We start from the raw sequence: 16,675 nt of genomic DNA on the forward strand, positions 1-16,675 counted from the left end.
CATCATGTTCACCAGCCAGCGATCAGGCTCAATGCGAGGATTAAGATTAGCATCGCCTGCCATGTCCGCCAGAGATAACTCGCTGCCGCGTCGATCTCGGGCGGGCCGATCTCGCGTCTTCCTGCTGGATTGACCCAGGCGAATTCCTGCATCCGGCCATCGTAGGCCCGTGGCCCGGCAAGGGCTACATCAATGGCCCGCGCCATCGCCGCTTCGGGCCAACCCGCGTTCGGGGAGCGGTGCTGGCGCGCATCGGCGCGGATCGCGCCCCAGGCACCCAGCTGACCGCCACGCAAGGCGATCAGCGCAGCCGTGAGGCGTGCAGGGACATAGTTCAGCACATCGTCCAGCCTAGCGGCGGCCCAGCCGAAGTCTGCGTGTCGTTCCGTGCGGTAACCGATCATGCTGTCCGCCGTGTTGACGATCTTGTAGATCAGGATGCCCGGCAATCCTCCGATCAGGAACCAGAAGGCAGGGGCGACCACCCCGTCAGAAAGGTTCTCGGAGGCACTTTCAATTGCGGAGCGGGCGACCGCAGGGCCGGTCATGGCAGCCGTGTCCCGGCTTACGATCAAGGACACCGCGCGCCGTCCTTGCGGCAGGGAAAGGCGAAGCCCGTCCGCGACGGCCCGGACATGCTCCACCAGCGACTTCTGCGCCAAGAGGATGCCGACGATCACGATTTCCGCCAACGTTCCCAGAGCGGACAACAGGCCGCCCAAACCGCCCGCGGAAACCACGATGGCCAGGACAAAGGCAATCCCCTTGAGCCGGCGCCGTCCGCCGGTGTTCAGCTTTCGATCCCCCCAGCCAATCACGCGGCCCATCAGCACGGCGGGATGGCTCATCCTGCGCCAGAGCCATCCGGGTTCGCCCAGCGCCGCGTCAAGCAGCAGCGCGGCGATGAGGACGAATGCAGCGCTCATGCCAAAGCGTCGTTGAGACGGCTCCAACCTTCGCCGTCAGGAAGGCCTAGCCGAAGCCAAGTAGGATCGTAGGGAAAGACCCGGCTCCAGATACGCTTTTCCGCGAGCTTAGCCTGCCATGTTTTCGCGGTGTCGACATCGTAGAGCCTGAAAAGCGTGGTGCCACCCACCACGCCTGCTCCGGCCCGTTCCATCATTTCGTCGAGACGTGCGGCATCCTTCTGCAGTCTCTCACGTGTCGCCGCGGCCCATGCGGCATCCCGAAGGGCGGCAGTTCCGATGTGCAGGGCAGGTCCGGCAACGGCCCAGGGCCCCAACATCTCGCGGAGACGCCCGGTCAGGTCCGGATCGCCGATGACGAAGCCGAGGCGCAGGCCCGCAAGCCCCCAGAACTTGCCGAAGCTTTTCAGGATGATCGTGCCCGGAATGCTGGCCTGATCAATCAACGAGCGTTCGGGCACCACGTCGCAGAAGCTTTCGTCGATCACCCGCAGGTCGCCTTTCAACTCATTTGAATCCCAGGTGCGGCCGTCTGGATTGTTGGGATGCACCCTTACAGAGGCCTCCACTTGCGCGATCCCATCCACGACCTCCCATCCCGCAAAGGCAAAGCTCGCCGCGTGCTCGTTATAAGTCGGGCCGGGGATCGACACGCGTCGGGCAGGGGCGAGTCGCGGGATTTGCGCAATGGCAGCAGAGGCACCGGGCACCGGCAGAACATCGGCATCCGCAGGCACATTCCAGAAGGCGCGTGCGGTCTCGACCAGCCGCGCAGATGCGGCGCTGTCAGGTAGGGCCGTCCATGCCAGCGGCGGTATCCGGGGCATTTCATAGGGGACCGGGTTGATGCCCGTCGACAAATCAATCCACTCAGCGCGCGTCCCGCCATGGCGGGCGATGGCGGCATCGAGATTGCCGCCGTGATCGCGCTTTTCCTTGCTACCCAACTTCGCCCTCCATACGGCGCATCGGCGGAAGCACGCCGGATTGCCAGATCGGACAAAGCGGAAATGCGCCAGTTTTTCAAGTGAGTCCGGCGTCGTTAATCAATCAGCGGGCACGTTAACGCTTTGTTAACCTCTTGAGCAGACGACGGTCTCATGTCTGCCCGAATTCACGCCACCGCCTCTCCTTCCCGTCAGCGCCCCCGTGTGCTGATCGTTGAAAGCAAGGCAGAGCTTGGCACGATCTGGCAGCGCCACCTGCAGCGACAGATGATGGACGTCGCCTGTGCGCGGACCCAGTCCGAGGCCATCGCCCACCTGGCGCAAAACGAGGTAGATATCATCATCCTTGATCTCGTGCTCGAGAAAGGCGCCGCGCTGGCCGTCTCGGACTACGCCAATTACCGGCACCCGGAGGCGCGGGTCATCTTCGTTACCAATACGACGTTTTTCTCGGACGGTTCGATCTTTGCCCATTCCTCGAACGCGCGCGCCTTCCTGCCGTCAAGCACGCCACCCGAGGATCTCGCGGCGATGGTCGAGCACTACGGCGCGCACCTGCACTAAAGGGCGTCCCGGCGGTGCGGTTCGGCGTAGTCGATCTCGGGCCCGATGGGGATGATCCGGTTCGGATTGATGCTGTCGTGGCTGTAGTGATAGTGGCGGATGAAATGATCGAAGTGCACGGTCTCCGACACGCCTGGCCATTGGTATAGCTCACGCGTATAGGCCCAGAGGTTCGGGTAGTCGATGATCCGCCTTCGGTTGCATTTGAAATGCTGATGGTAGACCGGATCGAAGCGGATCAGCGTCGGAAAGAGCCGCCAGTCGGCTTCGGTGATACGCTCTCCCATCAGGTAACGGTTCCGGCCAAGCCGTTCCTCAAGCCAGTCGAGGCTGTCGAACAGCGGCACGATCGCCTCGTCATAGGCCTCCTGAGTGGTGGCAAACCCCGCCCGGTAAACGCCGTTATTGAATGTATCGTAGATGCGCTCGTTAACCGGTTCGATGGCGTCGTGTAGTTCCTCGGGCCAGAAGTCCGCGGTGTTGCCTGTCAGGGCATCGAAGGCACCGTTGAGCATCCGGATGATTTCTGAGCTTTCGTTCGAAACGATGGTGCCCTGTGCCTTGTCCCAAAGGACCGGCACCGTCACTCGGCCAGAGAATTTCGGATCGGCCTTGGTGTAGACGTCCCGCAGAAACGGAAGGCCGAAGAGCGTGTCGCCTGTGGCGCCCGGGAAATCATCGTCAAAGCTCCATCCGTCGTCCAGCATATCGGGATGCACCGCCGAGACCGTGATGTGGTCGGAGAGGTCCTTGATTTGGCGAAAGATCAGCGTGCGATGCGCCCAGGGGCAGGCGTAGCTGATATAGAGGTGGTAGCGTCCGCTTTCCGCCTTGAACCCACCTTCGCCAGAGGGCCCCGCGCTGCCATCCGCCGTGATCCAGTTACGGAACTTAGCCGCAGAGCGCTCGAATTTCCCACCGGTCGACTTGGTGTCGTACCACTGGTTCTTCCATTCGCCGTCCACCAAAAGGCCCATGCTGTTCTCCTTCCTTCTTTTGATGGCTGTTTAGCCTGACCGTTACGAACTGCCCATAGAAGCAGGGGCGCAGCACCCCTGCACAGGCGCACATGAAACCCCGTCAAGAAAAATGCTTGATTTTGTCCACATTTAGGCCAGTTAGACTGACAAGGGGTAAAGAGACTTATGGAAGCGATCTTTTCAAAAGAAATCCAGGCGGGGCTCGATGCAGCGCGATTGGAACACCTGCGCAAGGCGTCGCGGCTGCGTCTCGATATCGACGGACAGATATTTCCGGTGCTCAGGATGACGAAAACCGGCTTCTCCGTCTCCGCCGAAGATGCACCGCACCTGCGCGGCCTTGTCGATCTTTACGACGGTGCGCGACATCTCTTTCAGTGCCTTATCGTGGCAAGCGAGGAGGAGGCAGGGGAGATGCACTACGAATTCAAGCGCGCCACGGCCGTGGCTGACGGTGTGCCGCTCGACTTCGAGCAGGATGACAATGCGCCTGCCGGGCTGATCACTGACGCGCGCTGACCTTTGAGGTGAAAACCGTCTACATCTGTCCTACTTCAAGGGCAGCACTGATGTCGGCGCCAGTGCTGACAGCTTGGTAGATCGCGCGGGGCGGGTGGACCTCAGGCAGAACATCGCGTCGCAGCCATTCCAGCCCTTGCAGACTTTTCAGCGACTGCGAGAGCGCACGGTCCGTGATCGCGGGCAGGGATACCTTGATTTCAGAAAAGAACTTCGGCCTGCCGCTAACCGCGAGCACGGGCAGCGTCCACGCACGACGCAGCAGACCCACCTGAGGAGCAGGCACGGGCACCTGCAACACCCTGTCCGCCATCGCTGCTGCAATCTTGCCCGTATCGGTCAGCCGATATTCCGGTCGCAAAGGGTGCCCGTGGCCCGGATTGCGTTCCACCAGCCCCAGTTCGACAAGATGCGCAAGGCTTTTCGAAAAAGCGGTGCGCCCGGCCTGCGTCGCCGAAAGCAGCGCAGCCTGACGGCCCGGCACGCCGCGATACATCTGCGCCAGGATATCCAGCGACCAGGCCCTTGCGCTAATCTTGACAAGAAGCTTTATGTCCATAAAATATAGTCTATATATTTTAAATCGATAAGGAAAGTGCCATGGCCGTAGTCACCCTCGATGATCAGATCACCATCGCACTTTCGGTCAGGGACCGGCACGCCAGTGCCGAATGGTACAACCGGATGCTCGGTTTCACCTTGAGGCATCACCTCGACGAGGTCGGTTGGAGCGAGCTCAACACGAAAACCGAGGGCGTGGTCCTTGGACTCGGCGAACAGGGAGAGCCGCAGCCGGGCAATTCCGTCCCGGTCTTTGGCACGCCAGACATCCACGCTGCGCGCGCGGCACTCGAGGCCGAAGGCGTGTCCTTCGACGGCGAAACGCAGACGATGGAAGGCATGGTCAGTCTCGCCACCTTCTACGATCCGGATGGCAACGCGCTGATGCTGGCGCAAGACCTTTCGAAAGGCTGACTCGCGGTTACTGCAGGTCCCTGAAGGCGTCCGTCAGCCTGTTGCAGGCTTCCTCCACCCGTGCCCGCGGCGTCGCGATGTTGAACCGCAGAAAGCTTTCTCCCCCCTTGCCGAAGGTCGGGCCATGGTTGACCGCGATGCAGGCGTCTTTCTCAACCCGGCGCGTGAATTCATCCTTCGCCATGCCCGTGCCCGCGAAATCCACCCAGGCAAGGTACGTGGCCTCAAGGTTCATCGACGCAAGGCCCGGTATCGCGTTCACCGCCTGGTCGAACAGCTTGCGGTTCCCATCAAGGTACTGCACCAGTTCATCGACCCAGGCCGCCCCTTCCGGCGAATAAGCCGCTGTCGCCATGAAGAGGCCGAAGGAATTCGGCGACAGCCCCAGCGCCATCATCCGCGCGCCGAATTTCGCCCGCAGATCGGGGTCGGGGATGATCACGTTGCCCGAATGGCTGCCCGCGATGTTGAAGGTCTTAGTGGTGGCCGTCATCATGATCAGCCGGTCCTCGATCCCATCGATCAACGCCATTGGGGTGTGGCTGTGCCCCGGCATGACAAGGTCATGGTGAATCTCATCCGACACCAGGATCAGATCATGCCGCTTCGCAAAATCCGCCACACCCTGCAATTCCGCGCGGCTCCAGACCCGACCTCCGGGATTATGGGGCGAACAGAGGATCACCATCTTCTCCGCCCCGGTCATCTGCGGGTCCCAGGCGTCGAAATCCATCTCGTAGCGTCCATCCACGTTGGGCATCTCGCATTCCACAACTTTACGGCCCGCCGCGTTAATGACCTTGGCAAAGGCATGGTAGACCGGTGTGAAGAGGACAATACCGTCGCCCGGGTCGGTGTAGGTATCGACGCACAGCGCCGTCCCGTTCACCAAGCCATGCGTGGTAAATATCCACTCCGGTTCGACCTTCCAGCCATGGCGGTTCTCCATCCACCAGCGGATCGCGTCCAGATAGGCGCTGTCATCCCCGAAATACCCGTAGACCCCGTGATCGAGCATCTTCTGAAGCGCATCCTGCACGACCTGCGGCGGCCGGAAATCCATGTCCGCCACCCACATCGCGATGCCCGTGTCGGCGGGCACGCCGTAAAGCAGCTCCATCTTGTCCCACTTGGCGCAATGGGTGCCGCGGCGGTCGATGATCTCGTCAAAACTCATAGGATGCTCCTTCCGGTCTTGCGCGACAAGCTAGCGGGATACGTCCCAGCCGCAAGCCCTCGCTTGCAAGGGGCAGGGGCATCACCTACATCGGGCGCATGAAACGCAATATCCTTCTGCACCCTGACCCGCGCCTCAAGAAGGTCGCCGCACCGGTCGACGACCTGACCGATGACCTGCGCGTGCTGGCCGACGATATGCTCAAGACCATGTACGAGGCACCGGGCATCGGGCTTGCCGCGCCGCAGGTCGGTGTGCTCAACCGTTTGATCGTACTCGATTGCGTGAAGGAAGAGGGAGAAAGCCCCCGCCCACTGGTGATGTTCAATCCGGTGATCAAGGCGGCCTCCGACGAACAGAACACGTACGAGGAAGGCTGCCTGTCGCTGCCCGATCTCTATGCCGACGTGACGCGCCCCAAGGTCGTCGATGTCGAATGGATGGACCAGAAGGGCAATCCGCAGTCCGAAACCTTCGACGGTCTCTGGGCCACCTGCGTCCAGCACGAGATCGACCACCTCGACGGTAAGCTCTTCATCGACTACCTCAAGCCACTGAAGCGCCAGTTGATGACCCGCAAGATGGTCAAGCTCAAGCGGGAACTGGCGCGCGGATGAGCCTTCTGCCGATCCTGAAATGGCCCGACCCGCGCCTTGCGCAGGTCTGCGCCCCGGTAGACGGGATCACACCCGAAATCGAAAAGCTTGCCGCAGACATGCTTGAGACCATGTACGACGCCCCCGGCCGCGGCCTTGCCGCACCGCAGGTTGGCGCGATGCAACGCCTCTTCGTCATGGACACCACCTGGAAGGAAGGCGCGCCCGCTCCTTTGGTCTGCATCAACCCGGTACTGCAAGAGGTCAGCGACGAGCGCGCCACGATGACCGAGGGCTGCCTCAGCATTCCCGGCGTCAGCGCCGAGGTCAGCCGCCCCGCACGGGTGCGGATGGTCTGGACCGGTCTCGATGGCGCCCGCCACGTGCAGGGCTTCGACGGTTTCGCCGCCGTCTGCGTCCAGCACGAACTCGACCACCTCGACGGGATCGTCACCTTCGACCATCTCGATCCCGAGACGCGCGCCAGCCTGATCGCCGATTACGAGGCCGCATGACCGTCCGTCCGATCCTTCGCTGGCCCGACAAGCGCCTGCGCACGGCCGCCGGGCCGGTCGAGGAGATCACCGAGGAGGTGCACGCGATTTGGGCAGACATGATCGACACGATGGATGCCATGCCCGGCGTCGGCCTCGCCGCGCCCCAGATCGGCGTTATGATGCGGCTTGCGGTGGTCGATGCCTCGACCGACCGCGACAAGCGCATCCGCCTCGCCAACCCCGAAATCCTCGAAAGCTCCGCCAAGCCGAACGTGCACGAGGAGGCCAGCCCCTGCCTTCCCGGCGTCTCGGCGAAAATCACCCGTCCCCGCGCGGTCACGGTGCGCTATCTCGACGAAAACGGCGTGATCACCCGCCGCGATTTCGTGGGGCTCGAGGCGACCAGCGTGCAGCACCAGATTGATCACCTGAACGGGCGCATGTATTTCGACAACCTGAGCAAGACAAAGCGCGACATGCTGCTGCGCCGCGCGCGGAAACTGAACGCCTGAGGGTGGAGGACACCTCCACCTTACGTAAGGTGGGCGCATCGCCCACCCCGCCTTAAGGAACCCGACCCGATGCGCCTCGTCTTCATGGGCACACCCGATTTCTCCGTTCCCGTCCTCGACGCGCTGGTCGAGGCCGGTCACGAGATCGCCGCCGTCTACACCCAGCCCCCGCGCCCCGCGGGCCGTGGCAAGAAGGACCGTCCCAGCCCTGTCCAGTCCCGCGCCGAGGCACTGGGCCTGACGGTGCGCCACCCCGCCTCGCTGAAAAGCCCCGAGGCGCAGGCGGACTTCGCGGCGCTTCAGCCGGAAGCCGCCGTCGTCGTCGCCTACGGCCTGCTCCTGCCGCAGGCGATCCTCGATGCCCCCGCGCGCGGCTGCCTCAATATTCACGCGAGCCTCCTGCCCCGGTGGCGCGGGGCCGCCCCCATCCACCGGGCGATCATGGCGGGCGACGCAAAAACCGGTGTTTGCATCATGCAAATGGAGGCCGGTCTCGATACCGGCCCTGTGCTGCTGCGCCGAGAAACCGACATCGGCGCGACCGAAACCACTGCTGACCTCCACGACCGGCTGAGCGCCATGGGTGCCAAGGCCATCGTCGAGGCGCTTGCGACACTGGACACCCTCATCCCCGCGCCGCAACCGGAAGAAGGCGTCACCTACGCCCAGAAGATCGACAAATCTGAGGCCCGCATCGACTGGCACCGCCCGGCGGTCGAGATCGACCGCCAGATCAGGGGCCTCTCCCCGTTCCCCGGCGCCTGGTTCGACCTCGACGGCACCCGGATCAAGGTGCTTGGTTCGAGACTTGCGCGCGGCGATGGCACCCCCGGAGAGGTGCTCGACACCGATCTGCGCATCGCCTGCGGCACGGGTGCGGTGCAACTCAACCGCTTGCAACGGGCAGGCAAGGCGGCGCAGGATGCGCAGACCTTCAAAAGCGGCGCACGGATCGCCCCCGGCACCCGCCTGAACGGAGACTAGCGATGTTCCTCACCCTCTTCGGCACCGTCGTCATCGCGGGCATCGTGGGCTACACGTCGGAAAAGACCGGCTGGACCCACAACGGCTACCTGCAGTCGATCATCATCTGCATCGGCGGGGCCTTCCTGTTCTACTTTGTCCGTATCATGTTCGGCGTTGGGTTTGCCTCGCCGGGCATGAACGCCATCGTGTCTTCCATCGGGGCGCTTATCATCGTGCCGTTTCACTGGCGGAGATGATCCGTCGGAGTTGTATTGGAAAAATGAAGCGAGAGGGTGCCGCTCAACTCTTGGGCGGTGTGCTCTTGTAGACCGGCAGGTGCCAGCCGAAGAACAGGGAGCCTGCGCGCAGAACCCATGTGACGGCTGCGCAGGCGAGCAGGGCCAGCGGAGTTTCGATCAGGTAGAGCTTGGCCAGCGCGGCCGTTCCCGCCCCTGCGAAGGCGGCGGTGACGTAGAGCTCCCCCTGTTTCAGCACCACTGGCACATCCCCCACCACCACGTCGCGCATCAGCCCGCCCATGCAGCCGGTGATCATCCCCATCAGGATCACGATCACCGCCGATTGACCTTGCGCGATGGCGACACCGGCCCCCGCCGCCACGGCAATGGCCAGCGCGAAACTGTCCAGCCAGATCAGCGTGCGCAGACGGCTTTCCAGCAGATGGGCGGTAAAGAAGATCACCAGCGCCGCCGCCGCCGCGACAGCCAGGTAGGTGGGGTTCGCGATCCAGAAGATCGGGTTGCGGTCCAGAAGCAGATCGCGGATCGTCCCGCCGCCCAGCGCCGTGAGGCTCGCGATAAAGGCAAAGCCCACCAGATCAAGCTGCGCGCGGCTCGCGACCAGCGCGCCGGTGATTGCAAAGATCAGCACCGATCCGTAGTCGAGAAGGGCGATAAGGCTCATGGCTTGAAAGGCTTCATGCCCGCGCGCGCCAGTTCGTCGGCGCGCTCGTTCTCGGGATGGCCTGCGTGGCCCTTCACCCATTCCCATGTCACCTCGTGCCGGGCGTTCGCGGCATCGAGCCGCTGCCAGAGCTCGGCGTTCTTCACGGGCTTCTTCGCCGCGTTCTTCCAGCCATTCTTTTTCCAGCCAAAAATCCAGCCGGTGATCCCGTTCTTGACGTAGTTGCTGTCCGTGACGATCGTGATCTTCGAGGGCCGCGCTAGCGCCTCCAGCGCATTGATCGCGGCCAGCAGTTCCATCCGGTTGTTGGTCGTCTCCGCCTCTCCGCCGTTCAGTTCGCGCTCCTTGACGACCTTGTCGCCCTCCTTGGCCTGCATGACCACGCCCCAGCCCCCCGGTCCGGGATTGCCCGAACAGGCCCCGTCGGTATAGGCGTAAAGCTCAGGCATGGGCGCGCAGCGCCACCCAGTCTGACAGCGCCCCGTCAAGGCCACGGTCGCGTCCGGTAGAGTGGCCGGTCACGGTAAAGCCTGCCTTCTCAAGCAGAGCGGTAAGTTCGTCGCTGGTGTAGTAGGCATAGTACCGCCCCAGATCGTCCCGTTTCTCGCCCGTCCCGGTCTTGAGCGCGATGTGGAACAGTCCCCCAGGCTTCAGGGCGCGGCGGATCGCGGCCAGGTGGCGGGGCAGATCCGCACGTGGCGCATGCAGCAGGCTGAAATTGGCCCAGACACCGTCATAGGCTCCGTCGCCCTCGATGTCGTCGAAGGTGCCAATGCGTGCGTTGACACCGGGATGCTCTGCGGCAAGGGCCACCATCTCGGGCACCGCGTCCATGGCGATGGCCTCATGTCCCGCCGCCGCCATCGCGGCCGCACAAAGACCGGGTCCGCAGCCCAGGTCAAGCACCCTCGACCGGTCGGGCAGATCGGCAATGAAAGCGGCAAGGAGCGGGTCGGCGGTAGCCGCTTCGCGGGTCACCTCCAGGTATTCCTCCGCCTTGCGCGCGTAAACGTTGAGCGTGCCTCTGTCGCTCACATGAATATCCCGATGCCAAGGCAGATCACCACGATTACCGTCAGCTGGATGCGCAGCGTCATCCACCAGGGCGGTGCGAGTTCCCAGCGGTGAAAGGCGTAATCGATGAGCAGAACGCCCACGAAACCGGTGGCGAGATTTGTGAGTGCGCTTGTCACGCCGGAACCGGGCATGAAGAACCACCAGAGCGCCGGTATCACCGACAGGATATATCCGACGGCGGCCTGTGCGCCGCTGGCCTTGGTCGCAAACCCCCAAAGGACACCGGCCATGAAGGGCAGGATGATACCGCCGTAACGGATCATAATCAGCCGCCCGTCACCCAGCAGGACCTCCGGCAGCGGCGCGTTGGCGGGGCCCGGAAAATCGAGCACGAGGATAGCCCCCCAGACGAAGGGGACGAGGCCAGCAAAACCAAGAAGCAGGGCAGCGGGCGGGATACGGATCATAAAGCGGGCCTCAGGCGAGTTCGATGGCAGAGCGTTCGGGAATGACGGCCCTGGGCACAGCCCGCCACCCACCACCAAGGGCAGGGGTTAACGTGTAGACCAGACCGGTCCCGGGGACCACGATGGCCACCAGTGCCATCAAGAGAAATTGCAGTGTAATCATGGTCAGTCCCGTCTGGTGCACAGTCCCGGATAGTCGATCACCAGACCGTGATTGTCCACCTCCAGCCGGGCGGAAAATCCGCTGTCATGGTTCACGTAAAGCCAGAATTTCCCCTCCCGCGCGTAGCTTTGGCGCACGATACGCGTGTCGAGATCAGGAAGCGCAACCAGAAGGACGTCGAACCGGCCGTGACCCCGTCGCCGTGCCATCAGACGGCGGATCGGAAAGCTGTTGGTGACAGCCGTCCATCCCAGGTCAAGGTCTCGCGCGCCGGCACTGTTTGGCAGCAGCGTGCCGTCGTCGTCGCGCCAGCCCCCGGCGGTCCTTCGCAGGCTCAATGTCCGGTCACCGCAGGTCGCTTCGAGGGAGGTCGGCTCGTGGTCGGTGTTAAGCTTGATCACATAGCGGGTCTCACCGTGCCGCCCCGTTATGTCCCATCCGGTCGGGGTCAGGTCGAACCGCGCACGGTCAAAGGTGCCGTCCTGCCATTCCCAGACGATGGCACCCGCGAAGTCCTCAGGCAGGCTCACGCAGCACCCTTGGCACCTTGAACTCGACGTTTTCCTTGACGGTCTCCACCAGCTCCTGGCGCACGTCATAGCGCGCGCGGAAGGCGTCGATCACCTCGTCGATCAGCACCTCGGGCGCCGAGGCACCCGCCGTGATCCCGACGCTGCGAATACCTTCAAGGCTGCGCCAGTCGATGTCATCCGCCCGCTGGACCAGCTGCGCATAGCCGCATCCGGCGCGCGTGCCCACCTCCACCAGCCGCTTGGAGTTCGACGAATTCGGCGCGCCCACGACCAGCATCGCGTCGCACTTGGGTGCCATGGCCTTCACGGCCTCTTGCCGGTTGGTGGTGGCATAGCAGATGTCTTCCTTGTGCGGCCCGACGATGGCCGGAAACCGCGCCTGCAAGGCCGCGACCACCTCGGCGGTGTCATCGACGCTGAGCGTCGTCTGGGTCACATAGGCCAACCTCTCGGGGTCGCGCACCTTGACGGTGGCGACATCCTCGGGTGTCTCCACAAGAAGCACGTCGCCATCGGGCAATTGCCCCATCGTGCCGATGGTTTCGGGGTGGCCCGCGTGGCCGATCATGATCATCTGCAAACCGTTGTCGGCGTGGCGCTGCGCCTCGATATGCACCTTGCTGACCAGCGGGCAGGTGGCGTCAACAAACACCATTTCGCGCGCCTGCGCCGCTTGGGGGACGGATTTGGGCACACCGTGGGCGGAAAAGATCACCGGCCGGTCGTCGGGGCATTCGCTCAGCTCTTCGACAAAAACCGCGCCCTTGTCGCGCAAGCCATCCACAACGAACTTGTTGTGCACGATCTCGTGGCGCACGTAGACGGGCGCGCCCCATTTTTCCAGCGCCATCTCGACAATCTTGATCGCGCGATCAACGCCCGCGCAGAATCCGCGCGGTGCGGCAAGATAGAGGGTCAAAGGGGGCTTTGTCATGGTCGGGCTCCTTCGCTCGAACCAGACCTAATCGCTTGGCGGGGCGGGATCAATCGTCGCGGCTGCTGTCCTGGTCGCGGGGCGGGCGGCCGATCACCTCGCGCAGGTCTTCCAACTCGATGAAATTGTCGACCTGGCGCCGCAGGTCGTCCGAAATCATCGGCGGCTGGCTGCGAATGGTGGACACACAGGACACGCGCACACCCTGGCGCTGCAGGCTTTCCACCAGCGGGCGGAAATCGCCGTCACCTGAAAAGATCACGATGTGATCGACATGAGGGGCCAGTTCCATCGCATCGACAGCCAGTTCGATGTCCATGTTCCCCTTCACCTTCCGCCGGCCCATGCTGTCGGTGTATTCCTTGGCCGGCTTGGTGACCATGGTGAAGCCGTTGTAGTTCAGCCAGTCCACCAGCGGACGGATGGGTGAGTATTCGTCGTTTTCGAGGAGAGCGGTGTAGTAGAAAGCGCGCAACAGCTTGCCGCGGCGCATGAATTCGTGCCGCAAAAGCTTGTAGTCGATGTCGAAGCCCAATGTCTTGGCGGCGGCATAAAGGTTGGAGCCGTCAATAAAGAGCGCGAGCCGCTCATCTTTGTAAAACATAAACTATCCTCTCGGCGGTACTGCCGTCACTCGTTCACACTTTATCGGACGTGGTGCAGGACCGTTAAAACGCATAAATGTAAATCAGGTTCGCACACACGTGCGCTTACCTAGTGATTTTTGACAGTGCTGCAAGCCCGGATCACGGGGAAAATGGTCGCAAAAATGCCCGTTAAACAGGAAAGCATATACTTAGCTCTCGGCGCTAACCTTGCGTCACCTGCGGGCGCGCCCGCTGAAACCCTGCGGGCGGCGCTGAACCAACTCTCCGAAAAAGGCGCGGCGATTCGCGCTGTCAGTGCCTTTTATAGCACGCCCGCCTATCCGGCGGGGAACGGACCTGATTTCGTCAACGCGGCGGCAAGTATCAGCGCAGACTGGTCGCCTCGGGAAACGCTGGACATTTTCCACGCGGTCGAGGCCGATCTCGGCCGTACCCGCAGCACCCGCTGGGGCCAGCGCACACTCGACCTCGATCTCATCGCGTTCGGCGATACCGTCTTGCCCGACCCTGAAACACATGCCCGTTGGCGCAACCTGCCCCCCGATCAACAGGGCAGCCTCGCCCCCGACGAACTGATCCTCCCGCACCCCCGCCTTCAGGACCGCGCCTTCGTTCTCGTCCCCCTTGCCGACATCGCGCCCGACTGGGTGCATCCGGTTCTGGGCCAGAGCGTTCGCAAGATGTGTGCAGCGCTCGATCCGGCCGATGTCGCAGCGGTCAAACGCCTGGAATAACGGCTTGTAAATCGGGCCAAAGCGCCCTAGATAGCAGTCTTCTGACCGCTTTTTGAGATATTGGAGATTTCCATGGCCCGCGTCACCGTCGAAGATTGCGTAGACAAGGTTCCGAACCGCTTCGAGCTTGTCATGCTTGCCGCGCATCGTGCGCGTGAAATCTCTGCCGGTTCTCCCGTGACCGTGGATCGCGACAACGACAAGAACCCCGTCGTCTCCCTGCGCGAGATTGCCGAGGAAACCCAGGCCGCCGACGACCTGCGCGAGCGCCTGATCGAAAGCAACCAGAGCCAGATCGAAGTGGACGAGCCCGAAGAGGACGCGATGGCGCTTCTCATGGGGGCCGAACAGGACAAGCCCGAAGAGGACAGCATGTCCGAAGAGATGCTGCTGCGTCAGCTTATGGCAGCACAGGGGCAGGGCTGACCCCGCGCCCCAAAGCGGGACGCGTGAGGCAGTATGCTGGATACCACTGAAATCACTGCCGACGACCTCGTGGCCCTGGTCCGCGCCTATAACCCGAAGACCAACGACAAGCATATCCGCGCGGCCTATGATTTCGGCCGCGAGATGCACGAGGGCCAGTTCCGCCACTCGGGCGAACCCTATTTCACACATCCCGTCGCCGTGGCGGCCATTCTGGCCGAACAGCACCTCGATGACGCGACGATCATCACCGCGCTGCTGCACGACACGATCGAGGATACCCGTGCCTCCTATCCCGACGTCGAGCGTATGTTCAGCACCGAGGTGGCCGAGCTTGTCGACGGTGTCACCAAGCTGACCAACCTGCAGCTGACCTCGACAGAGACCAAGCAAGCCGAGAATTTCCGCAAACTCTTCATGGCGATGTCGAAGGATCTGCGCGTCATCCTCGTCAAGCTGGCCGACCGTCTGCACAACATGCGCACCATCAAGGCGATGCGTCCCGAGAAGCAGGCCAAGAAGGCGCGCGAGACGATGGATATCTACGCGCCGCTTGCGGGCCGCATGGGTATGCAATGGATGCGCGAAGAGCTTGAGGACCTGGCCTTCAAGGTCCTCAATCCCGAAGGCCGCGCCAGCATCATGCGACGGTTCATCACGCTCCAGCGGGAAACCGGCGACGTGATCCAGCGCATCACCGGCGACATGCGCCTTGAGCTCGACAAGGCGGGGATCGAGGCAGAGGTTTTCGGCCGTGCCAAGAAGCCCTATTCGATCTGGCGCAAGATGCAGGAAAAGGAGCTGAGCTTTTCCCGCCTTTCCGACATCTACGGCTTTCGCATCATCACCGCTTCGGACGAGGACTGCTACCGCGCCCTGGGGGCAATCCACAAACGCTGGCGCGCGGTGCCGGGGCGGTTCAAGGACTACATCAGCCAGCCCAAGTCGAACGGCTACCGGTCGATCCACACCACCGTGTCGGGCCGCGACGGCAAGATCGTCGAAGTGCAGATCAGAACCCAGCAGATGCACGACGTGGCCGAAACCGGTGTGGCCGCGCACTGGTCCTACCGTGACGGCGTGCGCTCCAAGAACCCCTTCGCCGTCGACCCCGCCAAGTGGATCAGTCAGCTTAGCGAGCAGTTCGACGCCGAGGAAGACCACGAGGATTTCCTCGAGGCCGTCAAGCTCGAGATGTACGCCGACCAGGTCTTCTGCTTCACGCCAAAGGGCGATGTGGTGAAACTCCCTCGTGGCGCCACGCCCATCGACTTTGCCTACGCGATCCACACCCGCATCGGCAATTCCTGCGTGGGTGCCAAGGTTGATGGGATGCGCGTGCCGCTCTGGACGCGCATCAAGAACGGCCAGTCGATCGAGATCATTCGGGCGCAGGGCCAGACGCCCCAACCCACCTGGCTCGACATCGCGACCACCGGCAAGGCGAAATCCGCGATCCGCCGTTCCCTGCGCGAGGAAGACCGCGCGCGCTTCGTCAAGCTGGGGCGCGAGTTGGCGCGTTCGGCCTTTGCCCAAGTGGGCAAGCGCGCGACCGACAAGGCGCTGCGCACTGCCGCCAACCGACTGCGCTTCAAGGGCGGCGAAGACCTGCTCGCCAGCCTCGGCAGTTCCGAGATCACGGGTCGTGAGGTGGTGCAATCGGTCTACCCCGATCTGGCCCCGAAAGAGGGCGAGCTGATCGACGAAAAGCGCGCCGTTGTCGGTCTCGAACCCGGCCAGTCCTTCAACCGGGCCCCCTGCTGCTGCCCCCTGCCGGGGGAACGCATCGTCGGCATCACCTTCCGCGGAGAGGGCGTGACCGTTCACGCCATCGACTGCGAGAAGCTCTCCAGCTACGAGGACCAGCCGGAACGCTGGATCGACCTGCGCTGGCACGAGGGCAACCACCCGGCCGTCTACGAATCGGTGATTGACCTGACCATCGGCAATGGCGCCGGGGTGCTGGGCCGTATCTGCACCTTGATCGGCGAAGCCTCCGCCAATATTTCAGACTTGCATTTTTTGGAACGCAAGCCTGACTTTTACAGGCTCTTGATCTATGTCGCATTACGGGATGTTGCGCATCTTCATTCCCTGATGCTGACGCTAGAGGCCGAAAGCGACGTGGCGGACATCTCGAGGTATCGCAAAATTGACGCGCAATCGCCCGCGAGATGACCGATACATTGCCTAAGCCCCCTGAGGCCGAG

24 protein-coding genes are annotated in these 16,675 nt (G+C 62.9%); 11 read left to right on the plus strand and 13 right to left on the minus strand.

The features are described 5' to 3' along the window. Positions 1–8: 8 nt before the first annotated feature. The gene (gene cbiB, locus AB2B41_RS02190) at positions 9–926 is read right to left on the minus strand and encodes an adenosylcobinamide-phosphate synthase CbiB (protein WP_367876097.1); all 918 of its coding nucleotides are present in this window, start codon (positions 924–926) and stop codon (positions 9–11) included. Beyond that, positions 923–1,873, minus strand: a complete 951-nt coding sequence (gene cobD, locus AB2B41_RS02195; protein ID WP_367876098.1) for a threonine-phosphate decarboxylase CobD — start codon at positions 1,871–1,873, stop codon at positions 923–925. The genes cbiB and cobD overlap by 4 nt, the downstream gene beginning before the upstream one ends. Positions 1,874–2,026: 153 nt before the next feature. On the opposite strand from cobD, the gene AB2B41_RS02200 reads away from it, so the two are divergent. Next, the gene (locus tag AB2B41_RS02200; protein WP_367876099.1) at positions 2,027–2,437 is read left to right on the plus strand and encodes a response regulator; all 411 of its coding nucleotides are present in this window, start codon (positions 2,027–2,029) and stop codon (positions 2,435–2,437) included. Here the strand turns inward: AB2B41_RS02200 and AB2B41_RS02205 are convergent. After that, complete coding sequence (locus AB2B41_RS02205; protein ID WP_367876100.1) at positions 2,434–3,414, minus strand: glutathione S-transferase family protein; 981 nt, start codon at positions 3,412–3,414, stop codon at positions 2,434–2,436. The genes AB2B41_RS02200 and AB2B41_RS02205 overlap by 4 nt on opposite strands. A 168-nt stretch (positions 3,415–3,582) precedes the next feature. Here AB2B41_RS02205 and AB2B41_RS02210 point away from each other — a divergent pair, with 168 nt between their 5' ends. Then, a complete protein-coding gene (locus tag AB2B41_RS02210) occupies positions 3,583–3,936 on the plus strand; it encodes a hypothetical protein (protein WP_367876101.1) in 354 nt (117 codons plus the stop codon). Positions 3,937–3,955: 19 nt separating this feature from the next. Here AB2B41_RS02210 and AB2B41_RS02215 read toward each other — a convergent pair whose 3' ends face one another. Beyond that, positions 3,956–4,495 (minus strand): winged helix-turn-helix transcriptional regulator, encoded by a 540-nt coding sequence (locus AB2B41_RS02215; RefSeq protein ID WP_367876102.1) that lies wholly within the window; start codon positions 4,493–4,495, stop codon positions 3,956–3,958. A 41-nt stretch (positions 4,496–4,536) separates the two neighbouring features. Here AB2B41_RS02215 and AB2B41_RS02220 point away from each other — a divergent pair, with 41 nt between their 5' ends. After that, entirely contained in the window at positions 4,537–4,911 is a 375-nt protein-coding gene (locus AB2B41_RS02220) for a VOC family protein (protein ID WP_367876103.1), read from the plus strand. 7 nt (positions 4,912–4,918) lie between these two features. Here AB2B41_RS02220 and AB2B41_RS02225 read toward each other — a convergent pair whose 3' ends face one another. Continuing rightward, on the minus strand, positions 4,919–6,088 hold the full coding sequence (locus tag AB2B41_RS02225) for a MalY/PatB family protein (protein WP_367876104.1): 1,170 nt from the start codon (positions 6,086–6,088) through the stop codon (positions 4,919–4,921). A 98-nt stretch (positions 6,089–6,186) separates the two neighbouring features. Here AB2B41_RS02225 and def (AB2B41_RS02230) point away from each other — a divergent pair, with 98 nt between their 5' ends. From def (AB2B41_RS02230) to AB2B41_RS02250, 5 genes are all read left to right on the plus strand, one after another. Further along, positions 6,187–6,705 (plus strand): peptide deformylase, encoded by a 519-nt coding sequence (gene def, locus AB2B41_RS02230; protein ID WP_367876105.1) that lies wholly within the window; start codon positions 6,187–6,189, stop codon positions 6,703–6,705. Next, on the plus strand, positions 6,702–7,199 hold the full coding sequence (def, locus tag AB2B41_RS02235; RefSeq protein ID WP_367876106.1) for a peptide deformylase: 498 nt from the start codon (positions 6,702–6,704) through the stop codon (positions 7,197–7,199). Before def (AB2B41_RS02230) ends, def (AB2B41_RS02235) begins: the two co-directional genes overlap by 4 nt. Beyond that, positions 7,196–7,693: a peptide deformylase gene (def, locus tag AB2B41_RS02240; protein WP_367876107.1), complete on the plus strand. Its 498-nt coding sequence runs from the start codon at positions 7,196–7,198 to the stop codon at positions 7,691–7,693. The genes def (AB2B41_RS02235) and def (AB2B41_RS02240) overlap by 4 nt, the downstream gene beginning before the upstream one ends. 69 nt (positions 7,694–7,762) lie before the next feature. Then, a complete protein-coding gene (fmt, locus tag AB2B41_RS02245; RefSeq protein ID WP_367876108.1) occupies positions 7,763–8,677 on the plus strand; it encodes a methionyl-tRNA formyltransferase in 915 nt (304 codons plus the stop codon). 2 nt (positions 8,678–8,679) lie between these two features. Then, on the plus strand, positions 8,680–8,916 hold the full coding sequence (locus AB2B41_RS02250) for a hypothetical protein (RefSeq protein WP_367876109.1): 237 nt from the start codon (positions 8,680–8,682) through the stop codon (positions 8,914–8,916). A 43-nt stretch (positions 8,917–8,959) separates the two neighbouring features. Here the strand turns inward: AB2B41_RS02250 and AB2B41_RS02255 are convergent, their stop codons facing one another. From AB2B41_RS02255 to AB2B41_RS02290, 8 genes are read right to left on the minus strand one after another with little or no spacing between them, the layout of a single operon-like run. Continuing rightward, the gene (locus AB2B41_RS02255; protein ID WP_367876110.1) at positions 8,960–9,583 is read right to left on the minus strand and encodes a trimeric intracellular cation channel family protein; all 624 of its coding nucleotides are present in this window, start codon (positions 9,581–9,583) and stop codon (positions 8,960–8,962) included. Continuing rightward, the gene (rnhA, locus tag AB2B41_RS02260) at positions 9,580–10,032 is read right to left on the minus strand and encodes a ribonuclease HI (RefSeq protein WP_367876111.1); all 453 of its coding nucleotides are present in this window, start codon (positions 10,030–10,032) and stop codon (positions 9,580–9,582) included. The genes AB2B41_RS02255 and rnhA overlap by 4 nt, the downstream gene beginning before the upstream one ends. Beyond that, entirely contained in the window at positions 10,025–10,618 is a 594-nt protein-coding gene (locus tag AB2B41_RS02265; protein ID WP_367876112.1) for a class I SAM-dependent DNA methyltransferase, read from the minus strand. The genes rnhA and AB2B41_RS02265 overlap by 8 nt, the downstream gene beginning before the upstream one ends. Continuing rightward, a complete protein-coding gene (locus AB2B41_RS02270; RefSeq protein ID WP_367876113.1) occupies positions 10,615–11,067 on the minus strand; it encodes a DUF3429 domain-containing protein in 453 nt (150 codons plus the stop codon). Before AB2B41_RS02270 ends, AB2B41_RS02265 begins: the two co-directional genes overlap by 4 nt. 10 nt (positions 11,068–11,077) lie before the next feature. Continuing rightward, the gene (locus AB2B41_RS02275; RefSeq protein ID WP_367876114.1) at positions 11,078–11,230 is read right to left on the minus strand and encodes a hypothetical protein; all 153 of its coding nucleotides are present in this window, start codon (positions 11,228–11,230) and stop codon (positions 11,078–11,080) included. A gap of 2 nt (positions 11,231–11,232) precedes the next feature. Further along, positions 11,233–11,760: a putative glycolipid-binding domain-containing protein gene (locus AB2B41_RS02280; RefSeq protein ID WP_367876115.1), complete on the minus strand. Its 528-nt coding sequence runs from the start codon at positions 11,758–11,760 to the stop codon at positions 11,233–11,235. After that, positions 11,747–12,697 (minus strand): 4-hydroxy-3-methylbut-2-enyl diphosphate reductase, encoded by a 951-nt coding sequence (gene ispH, locus AB2B41_RS02285; protein ID WP_367876116.1) that lies wholly within the window; start codon positions 12,695–12,697, stop codon positions 11,747–11,749. Before ispH ends, AB2B41_RS02280 begins: the two co-directional genes overlap by 14 nt. Before the next feature lie 49 nt (positions 12,698–12,746). Beyond that, complete coding sequence (locus tag AB2B41_RS02290; protein ID WP_367876117.1) at positions 12,747–13,301, minus strand: LabA-like NYN domain-containing protein; 555 nt, start codon at positions 13,299–13,301, stop codon at positions 12,747–12,749. Positions 13,302–13,466: 165 nt separating this feature from the next. On the opposite strand from AB2B41_RS02290, the gene folK reads away from it, so the two are divergent. The 3 genes from folK (at position 13,467) to AB2B41_RS02305 (ending at position 16,643) form a co-directional block, all read left to right on the plus strand. After that, complete coding sequence (folK, locus tag AB2B41_RS02295) at positions 13,467–14,039, plus strand: 2-amino-4-hydroxy-6-hydroxymethyldihydropteridine diphosphokinase (protein ID WP_367876118.1); 573 nt, start codon at positions 13,467–13,469, stop codon at positions 14,037–14,039. 72 nt (positions 14,040–14,111) lie between these two features. Then, positions 14,112–14,465 carry a DNA-directed RNA polymerase subunit omega gene (gene rpoZ / locus AB2B41_RS02300; protein WP_367876119.1) on the plus strand — a complete coding sequence of 118 codons (354 nt, stop codon included), beginning with the start codon at positions 14,112–14,114 and terminating at the stop codon, positions 14,463–14,465. Positions 14,466–14,498: 33 nt separating this feature from the next. After that, entirely contained in the window at positions 14,499–16,643 is a 2,145-nt protein-coding gene (locus tag AB2B41_RS02305; protein ID WP_367876120.1) for a RelA/SpoT family protein, read from the plus strand. Positions 16,644–16,675: the final 32 nt, after the last annotated feature.

It is taken from the genome of Sulfitobacter sediminis, from assembly GCF_040811725.1.
GTDB classification, from domain to species: Bacteria; Pseudomonadota; Alphaproteobacteria; order Rhodobacterales; family Rhodobacteraceae; genus Sulfitobacter; species Sulfitobacter sediminis.